The organism is Acidicapsa acidisoli (genome assembly GCF_025685625.1).
Classification (GTDB): domain Bacteria; phylum Acidobacteriota; class Terriglobia; order Terriglobales; family Acidobacteriaceae; genus Acidicapsa; species Acidicapsa acidisoli.
On sequence record NZ_JAGSYI010000003.1, the window covers coordinates 472957 to 487857 of the forward strand.

14 protein-coding genes are annotated in these 14901 nt (G+C 59.7%); 9 read left to right on the top strand and 5 right to left on the bottom strand.

Going from position 1 to position 14901, the window contains the following annotated elements:
• Positions 1-25: 25 nt before the first annotated feature.
• Positions 26-1192, bottom strand: a complete 1167-nt coding sequence (gene nadA / locus OHL23_RS19810) for a quinolinate synthase NadA (protein ID WP_263353697.1) — start codon at positions 1190-1192, stop codon at positions 26-28.
• Positions 1193-1581: 389 nt separating this feature from the next.
• Positions 1582-2142: a BON domain-containing protein gene (locus tag OHL23_RS19815; protein ID WP_263353698.1), complete on the bottom strand. Its 561-nt coding sequence runs from the start codon at positions 2140-2142 to the stop codon at positions 1582-1584.
• Between the two features lie 238 nt (positions 2143-2380).
• Here OHL23_RS19815 and OHL23_RS19820 point away from each other — a divergent pair, with 238 nt between their 5' ends.
• The 4 genes from OHL23_RS19820 (at position 2381) to OHL23_RS19835 (ending at position 5363) form a co-directional block, all read left to right on the top strand.
• Entirely contained in the window at positions 2381-2740 is a 360-nt protein-coding gene (locus OHL23_RS19820; RefSeq protein WP_263353699.1) for a nuclear transport factor 2 family protein, read from the top strand.
• Positions 2741-2966: 226 nt separating this feature from the next.
• Positions 2967-3590 carry a Sec-independent protein translocase subunit TatA/TatB gene (locus OHL23_RS19825; RefSeq protein WP_263353700.1) on the top strand — a complete coding sequence of 208 codons (624 nt, stop codon included), beginning with the start codon at positions 2967-2969 and terminating at the stop codon, positions 3588-3590.
• Positions 3583-4392 (top strand): twin-arginine translocase subunit TatC, encoded by an 810-nt coding sequence (tatC, locus tag OHL23_RS19830; RefSeq protein ID WP_263353701.1) that lies wholly within the window; start codon positions 3583-3585, stop codon positions 4390-4392. Before OHL23_RS19825 ends, tatC begins: the two co-directional genes overlap by 8 nt.
• Positions 4393-4445: 53 nt before the next feature.
• A complete protein-coding gene (locus OHL23_RS19835; RefSeq protein WP_263353702.1) occupies positions 4446-5363 on the top strand; it encodes a M28 family peptidase in 918 nt (305 codons plus the stop codon).
• 62 nt (positions 5364-5425) lie between these two features.
• Here the strand turns inward: OHL23_RS19835 and OHL23_RS19840 are convergent, their stop codons facing one another.
• Entirely contained in the window at positions 5426-6358 is a 933-nt protein-coding gene (locus OHL23_RS19840; RefSeq protein WP_263353703.1) for a diguanylate cyclase domain-containing protein, read from the bottom strand.
• Positions 6359-6426: 68 nt separating this feature from the next.
• Here OHL23_RS19840 and OHL23_RS19845 point away from each other — a divergent pair, with 68 nt between their 5' ends.
• Positions 6427-7395 carry a TerC family protein gene (locus tag OHL23_RS19845; protein ID WP_263353704.1) on the top strand — a complete coding sequence of 323 codons (969 nt, stop codon included), beginning with the start codon at positions 6427-6429 and terminating at the stop codon, positions 7393-7395.
• A 43-nt stretch (positions 7396-7438) separates the two neighbouring features.
• Here OHL23_RS19845 and OHL23_RS19850 read toward each other — a convergent pair whose 3' ends face one another.
• Positions 7439-8488: a radical SAM protein gene (locus OHL23_RS19850; protein WP_263353705.1), complete on the bottom strand. Its 1050-nt coding sequence runs from the start codon at positions 8486-8488 to the stop codon at positions 7439-7441.
• Between the two features lie 149 nt (positions 8489-8637).
• Positions 8638-10257: an L-aspartate oxidase gene (gene nadB / locus OHL23_RS19855; RefSeq protein ID WP_263353706.1), complete on the bottom strand. Its 1620-nt coding sequence runs from the start codon at positions 10255-10257 to the stop codon at positions 8638-8640.
• Between the two features lie 305 nt (positions 10258-10562).
• On the opposite strand from nadB, the gene OHL23_RS19860 reads away from it, so the two are divergent.
• From OHL23_RS19860 to OHL23_RS19875, 4 genes are all read left to right on the top strand, one after another.
• Positions 10563-11129 carry a hypothetical protein gene (locus tag OHL23_RS19860; RefSeq protein WP_263353707.1) on the top strand — a complete coding sequence of 189 codons (567 nt, stop codon included), beginning with the start codon at positions 10563-10565 and terminating at the stop codon, positions 11127-11129.
• Between the two features lie 230 nt (positions 11130-11359).
• Positions 11360-12430 carry a 3-dehydroquinate synthase gene (aroB, locus tag OHL23_RS19865; protein ID WP_263353708.1) on the top strand — a complete coding sequence of 357 codons (1071 nt, stop codon included), beginning with the start codon at positions 11360-11362 and terminating at the stop codon, positions 12428-12430.
• Between the two features lie 4 nt (positions 12431-12434).
• Positions 12435-13238, top strand: a complete 804-nt coding sequence (locus tag OHL23_RS19870; RefSeq protein WP_263353709.1) for a ubiquinone/menaquinone biosynthesis methyltransferase — start codon at positions 12435-12437, stop codon at positions 13236-13238.
• A gap of 173 nt (positions 13239-13411) precedes the next feature.
• On the top strand, positions 13412-14878 hold the full coding sequence (locus OHL23_RS19875; protein WP_263353710.1) for a cation-efflux pump: 1467 nt from the start codon (positions 13412-13414) through the stop codon (positions 14876-14878).
• Positions 14879-14901: the final 23 nt, after the last annotated feature.

Below are 14901 nucleotides of genomic sequence, written 5' to 3' on the forward strand. Positions count from 1 at the left end.
GGTTGTTGATCTGGTCCACATGACGTCAGCCGATCTCCAACATGCGGTCGAGGGCGATCCTGGCCCAGTGCTTGACGCTGCGCTTGACGCGGATCTGATTGACGACGCGGCCTTCGACGAGGTTTTCGAGCGCCCATGCCAGATGTTGCGGGCTGATGCGGTACATGGTGGTGCAGAGGCAGCCGGAGTCGTCGAGGGTGATGATTTTTTTGCCTTCGGCGGCGAAACGCTTCGCGAGACGGTTGACCAGGTGGATTTCGGTGCCGATGGCGAATGTCGAGCCGGATGGGGAGTCTTCGACGATTTTGATGAGGCGTTCGGTCGAGCCGAGCGCATCGGCTTTCTGGCAGACTTCCCAGCGGCATTCGGGATGGACGATGACCTGGATGCCGGGATATTTGGCGCGAACCTGATCGACGTGGCTGGGCAGGAAGCGCTGGTGGACGGAGCAGTGGCCCTTCCAGAGAATGACCCGGCTGGCTTCGAGCGCCGACTTTGTCTGGCCGCCCTGCAATGCCCAGGGGTCCCAGACAGGCATCGCTTCGAGCGGGATGCCCATGGCGTGGCCGGTGTTGCGGCCGAGGTGCTGGTCGGGAAGGAAGAAAATGCGCTTGCCTCTGGCGAACGCCCACTCGAAGGCTGCGCGGGCGTTGGAGGATGTGCAGACCAGGCCGCCGCGTTCGCCGCAGAAGGCTTTGATGGCCGCAGTCGAGTTCATGTAGGTGAGTGGGACAAGGCCGTCGGTGAGGCCGAGCTTTTCGAGAGCTTCCCAGGCGGCTTCGACTTGCGAGATCTCCGCCATGTCGGCCATGGAGCAGCCGGCGTTCAGGTCGGGAAGGATGACTTGCTGGATGGTGTTGCCGTCTGCGTCCTGACGGCCGAGGAGGTCGGCGCTTTCAGCCATGAAATGAACGCCGCAGAAGACGATGTATCTGGCTTCGGTCTGAGAGGCGACTTTGGAGAGCTTGTAGCTGTCGCCGGTGAAGTCGGCGAAGCGAATGACTTCGTCGCGTTGGTAATGATGGCCGAGCATGAGCACCTGGGAGCCGAGTTTGGCCCGGGCTGCTGCGATTCGGTCGTCCATGGTGTGATCGGGCAGGGCGAGATAGTTCTCGAGACTGCAGGTTTCTGTACTTGCTACATCCTGAGTGTCTACCTCGACGCCAGGCAGTTCCTCTACGAAAGAATTCACCTTATACTCCGCCTTCAGCCCTGCGTCTGCCCGATGGGTCTAATCCCAGAGACAGCGCGGACGGGGATGTTGAAAGCAATTACTGGTTGCAGTGGATTCACTACTGGGCAGATCGGCGGGATTCTCAGAATTGATAATCCAACCGAAACGCCCGGCCCAACCCACGGGGATGTTGCAACCTTCTAACTAACGATGCTGGATGAGGCGGAAACGATCAGGAAAACTGTTCGCCTCGCCGGCACCTGTTCAAAGTATTGTAACGTGCGGCGGGCGGAGGACCAAATGGATGCGGGAGACGACAATGTGGAGTTTCTATAAGCTAACCCTTGAAGACAGAAGGCGATGCGTGGGAGCTGTTTGGCTCCCACGCTCGGTGGCCTGGGCGCGGATTATGAGTTGGCGGTGGAGTGTTTGCCCGGCTTGACTTCGATTTCGTTGACGACCTGCTGGACGTTCGGTACGTGCTTGGCGAGGTCTTCCGCTTCCTTTTTCTGCTTCAAGGTCTTCACGGTTCCTTTGAGCAGCAAAGTTCCGTTCTTGGCGGAAGCGCTGATGCTCTGGTCGTTCAGGTTCTTGTGTTCTTTGATCTCTGCCTTGAAGTTGTCTTCGATGGCTGAATCGCGGTTGGATGCGACCGATCCGGCCTGGCTGTCTCCGGGAGGACGAACCCCTATCTCATCAGCAATGGTGTAGTCGGGGGCGGCCTGCCGGGCGAGGGTTTCGGCCTGGGTCTTTTGATCCGGGGAGTCAACGTTGCCGGTGAGCGTCATTACGCCCTTGTCCCGGTCCTGAGAGACGCTGACGGCGCTGAGCTGGTTGTTATTGAGCTGGGTGGTCACCGCGGATTTTTCGTCGGGATGGGAAGAGTTGCAGCCTGCTATGGCGATGGCTCCGAGCAGTACAGCCGTCGAACCGAGCAGAAATTGATGCCTTACACGGGTGTCTTTCATGTTTTTCCTTTCTCTTTGCTGAATCAAATTGCAGGATTGGATTGGAGAATCGGATTTGAAATTCGAACAACTCCTACCGCAAAGTGGGATGCTGGCCTTTGAAGCGCAGTTGTTATTGACCAAAACAGCACTGGTCGAAACAGCACAGGTTTTGCCCGGATTTTGACTGGGACGTTGCAGTCCCGTTCGACGCGGGTTGTGCGGCGTGCTTATGATTTGAGCCTGAGGAGCGAGGCCGATGATCGATGACGTGGAACTGATTGCAAGCGCCTACCAGGCTTTCAATGCGCGGAAGATGGATTCGGCACTGGAGACTATGCAGCCAAATGTGGATTGGCCGAATGGGATGGAAGGCGGACGAGTTCATGGCCATGGCGGAGTGCGGGAGTATTGGACGCGGCAATGGGCGATGATCGACCCGCTCGTCGAACCGGTGGGGTTTGCGCGCGAGGGCGATGGACGGGTTGCGGTCACTGTGCACCAGACGGTGCGGGATCTGAAGGGAACGCTTCTGCTCGATCAGATGATCGAGCATGTTTACCGGATTGAGAATGGGTTGATTCAGAGCATGGAGATCCGGGAACTGGCGGCGAAGTAGAGGCTGTGTGGGGCCTATGTTGGCTTTGGGCGGCGGTGGGTCAGTTTGAAAAAGGCCAACCCTCAGGGGCTAAAGCCCCAAAGATTGCAAGACTAAATGTACGGGCTGAAGCCCGTACCCTTCCAACTGAACCAACACACTTTGGGCCGGTTCGTTGTTGTTCGTCGCGACGGACAGGTATCATTAGGTTTAATTGGATTTATGCGCGGCAGGGACGGCGATTGCATTGATAGCAGCTTTGGAAGTTCCACTGACAATTCAGGTTGCGAGCATCGGGATTCCAGATACGTTGTTTCTGATGCTGCTGGCGCTCGTGGTTTTTGGGCCGCGGCGGCTTCCGGAGATCGGGCGTCAGATCGGCAAGCTCATGTACGAGTTCCGCAAGGTCTCGAACGACTTCAAGTTCCAGATGGAAGAGGAGTTGCGAGCCAGCGAAGAGGCGGACCGGCAGCGCAAGCTGCAGGCGGCTGCCGCAGCCGACGAGGCAAAGACTCTTTCCGAGCCGACGCCTGTGGCGCAGCTTGAGCCTGGGGCTGGAACAACGGTGATCGATCCCAGCTACGCTGCAGCGTTGGAAGCCGAAAATGCGGCCAAGATTACGGACGACAAGGCATCGGCGGAGGAAGCAGTCGCCCCCGCTGTTGCGGGCGAAGTGCGCGGGGAGCCGCGGCGGTTTCCTCATATCCAGCCGCCTGTGACCGGCGAGACCATCGCCGCGCAGAAGCCATTTCGCGGACGGGTTGAGGAAGCAGCGTCAGAAACCGGCGATGGCCCGAAAGAGACTGCACAGGCCCCGGATGCGCCGGCCGGCGTGAATGCGGGAACGGAAGAGGAAGCGCATCATGCCTGATTTCCCGAATGTCCCCGACGCTATCGATCGCGCGAAGGCCGCAGTCTCCGAGCGGGCCGAGTTGCCGGGCATGAGTCTCTTCGAGCATCTGGATGAGTTGCGCAAGCGGATCATTCACTCGGCGATCTACCTCGTAGCGGGATATGTGGTTGCGGTCTTCTTTGCGCCGCAGTTGTACTCGCTGATGCAGGAGCCGCTGAACAAGATCCACATCCAACTCAACTTTACGCATCCGGCGGATCTCGTCAATCTGCGCTATATCCAGATTCCGCTGGTTGGAGGCGCGATTCTTGCTTCCCCGTTCATCCTCTTTCAGGTCTGGCTTTTCATTGCGCCGGGGCTGTATCAGCGGGAGCGGCGGTTTCTGATTCCGTTTATGACTGCGGCGGTGGGATTGTTCCTGCTTGGCGCCTTCCTTGGCTATCACTTCGTCTTTCCGGGCCTGCTCAAATTTCTGATTACCGACCTGGGCTCGCAACTGGGCATTCATCCGATTATCAGCATCGAGGAGTACACCAGTTTCTTCCTGTCGCTGATTCTGGGGATGGGCGCGACCTTTGAGATGCCGGTGGTCATCATCTTTCTGGCGATGTTCGGCGTGGTAAGCCCGCGCTTTCTGTGGAAGAACTTTCGCTACGCGATCCTCATCATCTTCATTATTGCGGCGATCATCACGCCCACCCCGGATATTCCAACGCTGTGCGCCTTTGCGATGCCGATGCTGCTGCTCTATCTCATTGGGATTGGCGGAGCGTGGTGGGTACATCCTGACCGGCGGAAGAAGAAAGAGGCGGTTGCGTGAGGTTTGGGACTTTTGCTGTATCCCACCCTTGTCGCGATAAGGCTGCGCCAAGGATGGGGCACCCAGTTTTTTCTCCAACCGACCCGGTTTTGTGGGTTCTGTTTTTGCTGATGCTTCCTGCTTCAGGGTTGGCGCAGCAGCATTTTCGTGGGGATCGGGCGCTGGAAATTACGCGGGAGTTTGTGGCCATTGGGCCGCGCTGGTGTCTTAGTCCTGGACATGCCAAGGCGGAAGCGTTCTTGCGGAACGAGTTTAAGCACGACCAGCTTGAGGAAGACACCTTTACTGCCAATACGCCGATTGGGCCGGTGCCGATGCGCAACTTCATTGTGCGGTTTCCCGGCAAGAAGGATGGAGTCATCGTTCTCACGACTCACTATGAGACCAACTATCCGCTGCGGAATATCGGGTTTGTGGGCGCGAATGATGGCGGATCGACCACTGGACTGTTGATCGAGATTGCTAACGAGTTGCGGGGGAAGGTTCTGGACGGCTACAGCGTCTGGCTGGTCTTCTTTGACGGAGAAGAGGCTATCGAGCGCTGGCAGGGCACGGACAACACCTATGGCAGCCGCCATCTTGCGGCCAAGTGGGGCCAGGATGGGACGCTCAAGCGGATCAAGGCCTACATGCTTGCGGACATGCTCGGCGACAAGGATCTGAATGTGCAGAAAGAGAGCCAGTCTACGCCGTGGCTGATCGATCTGGTGGCACAGGCGGCACGGAATACCGGACATTCGAAGTATTTCTTTCAGACCGAGGGCGCTGTCTCGGACGATCATCTGCCATTTGTGCAGCGCGGCGTGCCGTCCATCGACGTGATCGACATTGACTATGGGCCGCACACACAGGAGCTCCCGGACGGATACCATCACACGGCGCAGGACACGATGGACAAGATCAGCGCGAAGAGCCTAACGGTTGCAGGGGATGTGTTTCTGGAGAGCATCAAGCTGATCGATCAGAAGTAAGGCAGAGATAGTCTTACGGCGTGGCTGAGGTCACGCCCTTTCAAGACGCTTCGACGCTGGGCCTATTCAAAGATTTGCGTGGGCTCGCGCTGGGCTTCCGGGTTTGCGAAGAGATAGCGGTTGCGCCCGTTTCGCTTGGCCTGGTGCATTGCGCCGTCAGCCAGACGCATCAGGGTTTCCGCGTCGCTTGCGTCGCGCGGATAGGTGCTGATCCCGAGACTGCATGTGGTTTGCAGCGTATGCTCGCGAATTGCGAAGGGCGCGGCGATCTCGGTGAGCAGCTTTTCGGCCACGGCATCCACGTCCGCGAGGGATTTCACGCCGGTAATCAGGATGACGAATTCGTCTCCGCCAAGCCGGCAGACGCTGTCGGACTCGCGCAGGCAGGCGTTCATGCGCGCCGCGGCTTCCTTGATCAATTCGTCCGCTACAGGGTTGCCGCACGCTGCCCTGATTTCGGTGAAATGATCCAGATCGACGAACATAATCGCAAGTTGATCGCTGTTGCGATCCGAGACGCGAGTTCCCTGCTCCAGCCGATCCATGAACAGGATGCGATTGGGAAGGCCGGTGAGCACGTCCTGGTTGGAGAGGTAGGATATGCGCTCGGCAAGCTGCAAAGCCTCGCTCACGTCATGAAGAGCGATTACGCAGCCCTCGATCATGCCAGCGGAGTCTTGCAAAGGGGAGGCGGTAATCTGGACAGCGGTTCGTTGACCGCCCTTGCCTATCAGCATGACCGGTTGCGAGATGTCGACGCGGGCATTTTCCCGCAGGACCTGATGCGCTGGATTGGGCAGGGCCGGACCGCTCCCGGTCGTTTGAAGATCCACGATCTCGTCGATTGCCTTGCCGACGGCCTCGGAGCTGATCCAGCCGGTCATTACTTCCGCGGCTGGGTTGAGCAGTTGGATGCGCGCATCCTGGTCGGTGGCGACGACCGCATCACGAATCGATTGCAGCGTAACACGCAGCAGATCTGCGGAATTCGGCATCTCGCGTTCCTTCTCTCTTTGCCTGAATCATAGACAGGGAGTTCCCGCTCCGCAAGATGTTCTTGGCAATGGCATTGCCGGAATGCACTGGATCGGAAGATGCTCTAGGATCGGAGGATATGGTCGATTTGGGGTTGGGGCACAGAATCGCCGGGGCGCCGCTGCTTTGGTGGATTGGCTTTCATGTGGCGGTGCTGGCGCTGATTACCGCCGATGCGCTGCTGCCCCTCAGCCGCGCACGTCAGGGGAAAGAGGACGAGCCAAGCCCGAAGCTGGCGTGGCTCTGGAGTCTCTTTGTGGCGCTGGTGGCGGCTGGCTTTGCCTTCTGGCTGAACTATGAGCAGGGGCGCCAGACGGCGCTGGAATTCGTTTCCGGATACACCATTGAGACTTCGCTGAGCATCGATAATCTCTTCGTATTTCTGGTTCTTTTTCGCGGCTTTCGGATCGGCCATCGTCAGCAGCGCCGGGCGCTGCTCTGGGGCGTTGGCGGAGCGATCATTCTCCGCGCGTGTTTTATTGCGCTTGGGGTTTCGTTGCTGGCGCGCTTTGGATGGGTCAGTTATCTCTTTGGCGCGATTTTGCTCTATGCGGCTTATCGGCTGGTGAAGGGCAGCTCTGCCGCGGATGCGGTGCCAGCCTGGGTCACCAATCTGCAGAAGGGACACCGCGGGTTGCTCTTTGTAATTCTGGCTGTGGAGGCGACGGACCTGATGTTCGCGATCGATTCGATTCCCGCTGTACTGGCGATCTCGCGCGATCCGTTTGTGGTTTACACGTCGAATATCGCGGCCATTCTCGGGCTGCGGTCGCTCTACTTCGCCTTATCGAGCTTGCTGGACCGCTTTCATTATCTGCACTACGGGCTGGGCGCGCTGCTTGGCTTTGTGGCGGCGAAGATGCTGATGGCGCGGTGGATTGATATTCCGGTGACGTGGTCGCTGGCGATCATGGCCGTGATTCTTGGAGTTTGTGCTGTGGCGTCGGTGGCGAAAGGACCGGGGATCAAGGATCAGGGATCAGGGATCAGGAAATAGCGTTCGTGCTGCGCTCCTTTGCTGAAGAACGCGGCAAGGATGGCTATTCAGTCGAGATTTGCACCAGGCTGGTTTGGCGCTTTGGCGACGCCTGTTCTCGTTCGCGCCATGCGGGCTGCGTCACGTCCTGAAGGCGCGCGACGGCGTTGCCGATGCGCATGGAGCCGTGCAACATGTGCTTGACTTTGAGTGGTCCGGCGAGCTTCATTTCGGTGATCCAGTGAGCGGCTGCGCTGGCCGAACAGCCGCATTGCGAGCAGTCCGGGTCGCCGCCGAGGACGCAAGGCTCAACTCGTGTTGCCAAGTCGGCCGAGTAGTTTTTCGACAGGCGCGAGAAGGTGCAATCGCGTGGCGATGCAGGCGGGTTGAGCAGAGCCTCCGCGTATCCTTGCGGCGTGAGCAGTTTGGGATAACGCTGGCGCAGAGTGGGCAACTCGCGTGCGACGTGCTCGCGTTGAGCTGCCGTTAGCATTTCTGCGCTTTGCTCGCCGCGTTGAGGTGAATAGATGCTGACCCAGATGGAACGCACTTCTTCGCGCTCGCTCCAGAAGCGCACGTATTCCTCCATATAGCCGGGGCGCTCCAGCATGGGCGCGGTGATGGTCCAGTGAATGTTGACGAGGCGGCCGGCGAGGTTGGAAAGAATGCGTTCGTAAGTGGCCGGATGGCGGCGGACATTGTGGTGCTCGGGCAGTCCATCGATGGAGACAGCGACGATGAAGCGGGGCAGCTGCATCCACTCGATGGGGATGGGAATGATGGCGCTGGTGACGACCATGGTGTAAATGCCGCGACTGCTAAGCTCGGGAAGAATGCGGCTCAGTTCGCGATGGCGCACCATGGGTTCGCCGCCGACCAGCGTGACCTGCAGGGGTTTGTGGCGGTCGACGAGGCCGAGGACTCCGCGAACCAGATCGTCGCCCCTTTTGTCGCTCAACTCGCGCAGCGTGACCTCGCCGCCGAGGTGGTTGTCTCCATACGCGTAGCAGCCCGGGCAATGCAACGGGCACTCACGCGTGATTTCGATGGAGAGCATGGGAGTGTGGCCGCGCAGGACCTTACTCCACGACTGGAAGACGTTTTTAGTCCGCAAGCTGTCACCCCATGGGGATTGGAATCAGTGACTTTCCAGCGCGCACCTAAGATTGGACGCACCCATTAGACGCACCGGTGCGGGAAGCGATTCATGATTGGTTCATCTTCGACTGTGGAACGCTGCGCGGTTGGTGCATCTGTCCGCCGCTACCAGGCTGCGAAGGATGGCTGCTCCGCTCCATTCGTGGTTTGCGTGAGGATGGAGTGCTTGCGGAAGTTTGCGTCGTCGCGGCGGGGGTGGTCTTCGCGGAAGTGCGCGCCTCGGCTTTCAGTGCGGGCCAGGGCGGAGAGCAGGATGGTTCGGGAGACGGCGAGCAAGGATTGGGCTTCGATGAGGGCACGGCTGCTCCTGCTCTGCTGCGCGATGCTGCCTACGGAAGTTTCGATGGTTTGAATTTTGCTTAGGCCTTCGCGCAGGGTCTGTTCGTGGCGGAGGAGGCCGGCGGTTCGCCACATGGTGCGCTGGAGATGCTGGATGAGTTGGGTGAGTTGCGTCTCATCGTTTGTATTGATTGAATTGGGTGGCAGGGTGGGCGCGGGGCCGGAAGCCTGGACCGGCGCGAGGCTGGCGGCGTCTTCCAGCATTGCCTTGGCAGCGCGAGCGCCGAAGACCAGGCCTTCGAGGAGAGAGTTCGATGCCAGGCGGTTTGCGCCGTGGACGCCGGTGCAGGCGGCTTCTCCGGCGGCGTAGAGGCCGGGGACCGAAGTGCGTCCGTCGAGGTCCGTTCGGATGCCGCCCATGAGGTAGTGTGCCGCAGGGCGCACCGGGATGAGATCGGCGCTGAGGCTCAGGCCGTGCGTCGCGAGGAACCTGCTGATGCCGGGAAAACGATGGGACAGATCCACGCCTTGCACGTGGCGCATGTCGAGATAGACGGGGCGGGACTGACTGGGTTGCGGCCCCATGCCTTCGCGTGCAATGGCTCGGGCGACTACGTCGCGGGGAGCCAATTCGAGGCTGGCGTGGTAGCGCTCCATGAAGCGCTCGCCGCGATCGTTGCGCAGATACGCGCCCTCGCCGCGCAGGGCTTCTGAGAGCAGAAAGCGGGGAACGCCCGGCAGCGACAGGGCCGTCGGATGGAACTGGTAGAACTCCATGTCGGCCAGTTCCGCGCCAGCGTGCGCTGCGAGTGCGATGCCGTCGCCGGTCGCGACCGCTGGATTGGTGGTATCGCTGTACACCTGGCCGGCTCCGCCGGAGGCGATCAGTATGGCGCGGGCGCTTATGCGGCGAGAGGTTGCGTCTTGATCTGTAAGATCGGCGGCGATGGCGCGGCCATCGGTGATTACCAGATTCGTCGCCATCGTCCATTCGGCGAAACGGATGCGGGGGTGGTTGCGGGCGAAGGCTACGAGCGAGCGGCTGATCTCCGCGCCGGTCGCGTCGCCGTTGGCGTGGAGAATGCGCGGGTGGGAGTGGGCGGCTTCGCGGGTGCGCAGCAGTTGTCCGTTGAGTTGGTCGAAGCCCGCGCCCCACTCGATCAGTTCGGCCACGCGCTGCGGGCCTTCCTCCACTAGAACCGCTGCGGCGGGTCGGTGCACTAATCCATCGCCTGCCGCTACGGTGTCTTCAAGATGCAGGGCGATGTCTTCCGGGCCTTCCGTTGCGACCGCGATGCCACCCTGCGCATAATGCGTGTTCGATTCGCCGAGCGATTCCTTGGTGACGACTAGAACGTTGCCGTGGTCGGCGAGTTCGATGGCTGCGCGCAGGCCTGCTACGCCTGCTCCGATGATGAGATAATCCGTAAACTCCACTTCAGACATAACCTTTGAGGCTAACACTTCGATTGGATGACGCCCAAGATGGGAAGTTTCGGTTCCTATTGCTCAGACTTGGGTGTTTCTGACCGCTAGTGTCAAGAACGTAAGGATAGATACATGGCAGCCTCCTCGAATGCGAGGGAAGTTTATCGACTGAGCTGACGGATTTTTCGGATCTATAAACCTTATGTTCGCTGCAGTTGCTTGACTCGACTGAATGGCAACACGGCATCCCACGCACTTTCCACGCGATCCATCCCAGGCGCCATCACGCGTGGTGCGGGGAACTGGCCTCAAGGAGGTCACTTATGCGCGGACTCAAAACTTTCTTCCCATCAAAGACACTGCTCGCGATTGCGTTGCTTGCGTTCGGGGTTCTGGCAGCGAATGCGCCAGCAGCAAATGCGCAGGTAGTCATCGGCATCGGGATTCAACCGGTGTGTTCGTATGGCTACTATGACTACGCGCCGTACTCCTGCGCGCCGGTTGGATTTTACGGGTCCGGGTACTTCTACAACGGCATTTTCCTGGGCATGGGTCCGTGGGCAGGCTGGGGCTATGACCATGGCTGGGGTGGTCATCGTTTCAGCGGCGGTGGTGGTGGACGCTATAACGGCGGAGGCGGTGAAGCGGCCAATCGTGCTTACATCAGCCGCGGAAACGGCGGCCACGCAGCGGCAGTTCGCACCAGCGGTGGCGCGACACACGTTGGCGGCGGCACTGAGCATCAGGGAGGCGCGCGACCGGCGCCAGGGCATGTCGCAGCGTCGCACAGCGCTCCGCATGAAGCAGCACCTCATGCCGCAGCGCCTCATGCCGCGGCAGCACATGGTGGTGGTGGGGCGGCACACGGCGGTGGTGGAGAACACAAGTAGCTTCCGGCTGCTGAAACAGGCGGCGCAAGGCAAATCCAAGCGGCGGAGCGGAACTGCTTCGCTGCTTTGTGTTTTTCTGCGGAGACGCACACTTGCGGGTTGCGCCGGCTCTGATGCTCCAACTGCCGTGCGATACGATTGAAGAGATGCAAATCGTGCGGGTTCAAACTCCAACAGCCAAATATTCGGTGTTCACTGGCAGCGGGCTCATTGATTCTCTTGAGCCGCGAATGATGCGAGTTCTTGTTGATCTCAATGGCCGCGGAGCCAAGCTTCCCAAGCGGGTCTTTGTGCTTACTTCGCCGGAGATCTGGGATCTCTGGTCGAAGCGCTTTCTCGCTTCGTTCACCATCGATCCGGTTGTGCTATTTCTGGCGCCGGGCGAGACGCACAAGACACTGAAGTCTGTGGAAAAACTGCTGCGCCAGATGGCCGCAGCGGGCGGAGATCGCAGTTCCCTGCTGATTGCATTTGGCGGCGGAATTGTGGGCGATGTAGGCGGATTTCTGGCGGCGATTTACATGCGCGGTATTGATTTCTTTCAGGTTCCGAGCACCTTTTTGTCGCAGGTCGATTCTTCGGTTGGCGGCAAAGTGGGCGTGAATCTGCCTGAAGGCAAGAATCTCGTGGGCAACTTCCATCATCCGCTGGCTGTCTTCGCGGATATGGATCTGCTGAGCACCTTGCCGGATCGCGAATTGCGCGCAGGGCTGTTTGAGAGTGTGAAGGCGGGCATGATTCGCGACCGGGCACTGGTTCGCTTTATGGAGGAGAATTCGGCGCGGATTCTGGGGCGCGATGCTGCTTCGCTCGAAAAGGTGATTGCTGCATCGATTCGCATGAAGGCGGACGTGGTGAGCAAGGACGAGCGCGAGACCGGTTTGCGCATGATTCTCAACCTTGGGCATACCCTGGGCCACGCCATCGAATCCGTCACTCGTTATCGCGTGCTGTTGCATGGCGAGGCGGTTGGCTGGGGATTGATCGCATCGCTGTATCTGGGCTGGAAGCGGGGAACGATCACCGAGCCGCAATTTGACCGGCTGATGCGGCTGGTTTATCTGTACGGTCCTCTGCCGGCGCTGAAGATCAACGCGCAGAAGCTGGTGAACGCTACGGCCAAGGATAAGAAGCATCTGGGAAATCGCCGGCGATTTGTGCTGCCGGTTGGGATCGGCGACGCCTGTGTGGTCGAGGATGTCTCGGGCGAGGAGTTGCTCGAAGCAGCCAAGTACATGCTGGCGCTGGCGAAGGAACTGCCGTCGGAGCCCCCTGCTGCTTCGGCTGGAAACGGGGCTTAGGGCCATGCCTCCACGAACAAGCGCGGGCGGGATCGGCAACGCTGCTGCAACTGGGGCAACGCCCGAGGGTGCGGCGGACGAGCAAAGCGCTGCGGCGGCTGTCCAGTCGATGTTCAACTCGATTGCGCCGCGCTATGACCTTGTGAATCACGTGCTCTCAGCGAATATCGACCGGCTGTGGTGGTGGCGGACGGCACGGCGTTTTCGCGAAGTGCTGGCCAATCCCGATGCGGCGATTCTGGATATCTGCTGCGGCACAGGCGATATGACGATGGCGCTGCTGAAGCGCCGTCCTGCGGGTGCGCGACCGGTGATCGCTGCGGACTTTGCCCGCGAGATGCTGGCGCGCGGGGCGCGGAAGTTTACCGGGCCGTTCGCGGCGCATGGGAGCGCGGTTGCGCTCGAAGCAGATGCGCTGCATCTGCCACTGCGCAGCGATTCGCTGGATCTGATCACAACTGCCTTCGGATTTCGCAACCTGGCTAATTACCGGGATGGGCTGGCGGAGTTTCACCGCGTGCTGAAGCCGGGTGGGCAGGTGGGAATTCTGGATTTCAGCGAGCCGGACGGGGTGTTTGGGAAAATCTATCAGGTTTACTTTCGGCGCGTGTTGCCGGAGATCGGCAAGCTGATCGGCGGCAAGGACAGCGCCTACAATTACCTGCCTGCTTCGGTCAGCAAATTTCCGCCGCCTGCGGAGATGCTGGAAATGATGCGCGAGGCTGGATTCCGCGAGGTTCGGTGGACTCCGTATACCTTTGGGATCGCTGGACTGTTTACTGGTGTTCGCGGACCGGTGGAATCGTGAGCAACTGGCTCGAATCGGCTCGGCAATGTAGGCTGGAGTTCGGTAGATGACCGGTTTGGAAAAACAAACCCTCAGGGGCTAAAGCCCCATTCTTTTTGCGTGATTTATGTACGGGCTGAAGCCCATACCCTTCAATCCGTACCTTTGCAACTGAACGGCTACCTGGAGTTCCCATGAGTGCGACTGCTTCGCTTGGCCACAATTCGGAAGAGATGACCGCGGCCAAGCGGCGCGTGGCGCTGCATTCCGTGCTGGCGGCGCTGACGATGACGCTGCTGAAGCTGGCTGCCGGTCTGCTGAGCGGGTCGCTGGGTGTACTTTCGGACGCGGCGCACTCCGGGCTGGACCTTGTGGGCTCTGCGCTGACTCTTTTCTCGGTGCGGGTTTCGGACAAGCCAGCCGACGCGAACCACACATATGGCCACGCCAAGTTCGAGAATCTCTCTGCTTTCGTAGAAGCTGGACTCATGGCTGTCTCCTGCGCGTGGATTATCTGGGAGGCGATGCAGCGGATCTTTCTACATGAGGCGGTGGTTCGGCATTCGTTCTGGCCGGTGCTGGTGCTGGTGACTTCGATTGCGGTCGACTGGTGGAGATCGCGAAAGCTGGCTGCCGTGGCGCAGCAATTCAAGAGCACGGCGCTGGCGGCGGATGCCTTTCACTTCGCTTCGGATATCTGGTCGACGCTGGCGGTTCTTTGCGGGCTGGGATTGAGCTGGCTGGGCTCGATTACCGGCGTCGGCTGGCTGAGCTATGCCGATCCTGTTGCGGCGATGCTGGTTTCGCTGATGATTCTGCGGCTGACGTGGAAGCTGACCAGGGAGACATCGGAGGCGCTGCTCGACGCGGCTCCAAGCGAGATTCGCGAGAGCATCCTGCGAGAGGTTGCCGGAGTCGATGGCGTACTGGGGATCGAACAGGCGCGGGTGCGGCGGGCTGGGTCGCTTACTTTTGCCGATCTGACGTTGGCGCTGCCCCGCAGCTACACCTTTGAGCACACCAATGAGCTGGTGCGGGCGACAACGGATGCGGTGCAACGGGTGGTTCCGGAAGCTGACGTGGTCATTCACACTGTACCGCGGCAGAGTTCGACGGAGAGCATCTTTGACCGGGTACGGTCTGTGGCGGCTCGCAACAATGTCTCGGTGCATGAGGTGAGCGTTCAGTCGATTGAAGGAAAGCTAAGGGTCGAGCAGCATGTGGAGCTGAACGAGGCTATGACGCTGGCTGAGGCGCACAACTTCGTGACGGCGATGGAGGCCGAGATTTTGCGGGAAGTGCCCGAGTTGAAGTCGGTGCTGACGCATATCGAGAGCGAGCCGGCTACGATTGAGCGGACTTTGAAGGTTTCCGGAAAGGCTGCTGGGGATGGCCAGGTGGAGAGCGAGACGGAGCGTATCCGGCGCAATCTGCGATCGGTGGCCGCGGATTTTTCAGAGGTTGTGGATGTGCATGAGATCCTAGTCGGGCGCACCGGCGAGCATATTCATGTTTCCTGCCACTGCACTCTGCCCGATGAACTGACAATGCAACGGGTGCATGAGGTGATTACCGCCCTCGAAGACCGGCTGAAACTGGAGTGCCCGGAGGTATATAAAGTCCTCATCCATCCCGAGCCGGAGACGGATAACCATCGTTAAGCATCTATTGAGATGGAACGAAA

Excerpts from the sequence above, each read along its gene's own strand:
- OHL23_RS19870 (WP_263353709.1), top strand. The coding sequence starts at position 12,435 with ATGCCTCCACGAACAAGCGCGGGCGGGATCGGCAACGCTGCTGCAACT.
- aroB (WP_263353708.1), top strand. The coding sequence starts at position 11,360 with ATGATGCGAGTTCTTGTTGATCTCAATGGCCGCGGAGCCAAGCTTCCC.
- OHL23_RS19845 (WP_263353704.1), top strand. The coding sequence starts at position 6,427 with ATGGCATTGCCGGAATGCACTGGATCGGAAGATGCTCTAGGATCGGAG.
- OHL23_RS19840 (WP_263353703.1), bottom strand. The coding sequence starts at position 6,358 with ATGCCGAATTCCGCAGATCTGCTGCGTGTTACGCTGCAATCGATTCGT.
- OHL23_RS19835 (WP_263353702.1), top strand. The coding sequence starts at position 4,446 with ATGGGGCACCCAGTTTTTTCTCCAACCGACCCGGTTTTGTGGGTTCTG.
- OHL23_RS19820 (WP_263353699.1), top strand. The coding sequence starts at position 2,381 with ATGATCGATGACGTGGAACTGATTGCAAGCGCCTACCAGGCTTTCAAT.
- nadB (WP_263353706.1), bottom strand. The coding sequence starts at position 10,257 with ATGTCTGAAGTGGAGTTTACGGATTATCTCATCATCGGAGCAGGCGTA.
- OHL23_RS19860 (WP_263353707.1), top strand. The coding sequence starts at position 10,563 with ATGCGCGGACTCAAAACTTTCTTCCCATCAAAGACACTGCTCGCGATT.
- OHL23_RS19815 (WP_263353698.1), bottom strand. The coding sequence starts at position 2,142 with ATGAAAGACACCCGTGTAAGGCATCAATTTCTGCTCGGTTCGACGGCT.
- OHL23_RS19875 (WP_263353710.1), top strand. The coding sequence starts at position 13,412 with ATGAGTGCGACTGCTTCGCTTGGCCACAATTCGGAAGAGATGACCGCG.
- tatC (WP_263353701.1), top strand. The coding sequence starts at position 3,583 with ATGCCTGATTTCCCGAATGTCCCCGACGCTATCGATCGCGCGAAGGCC.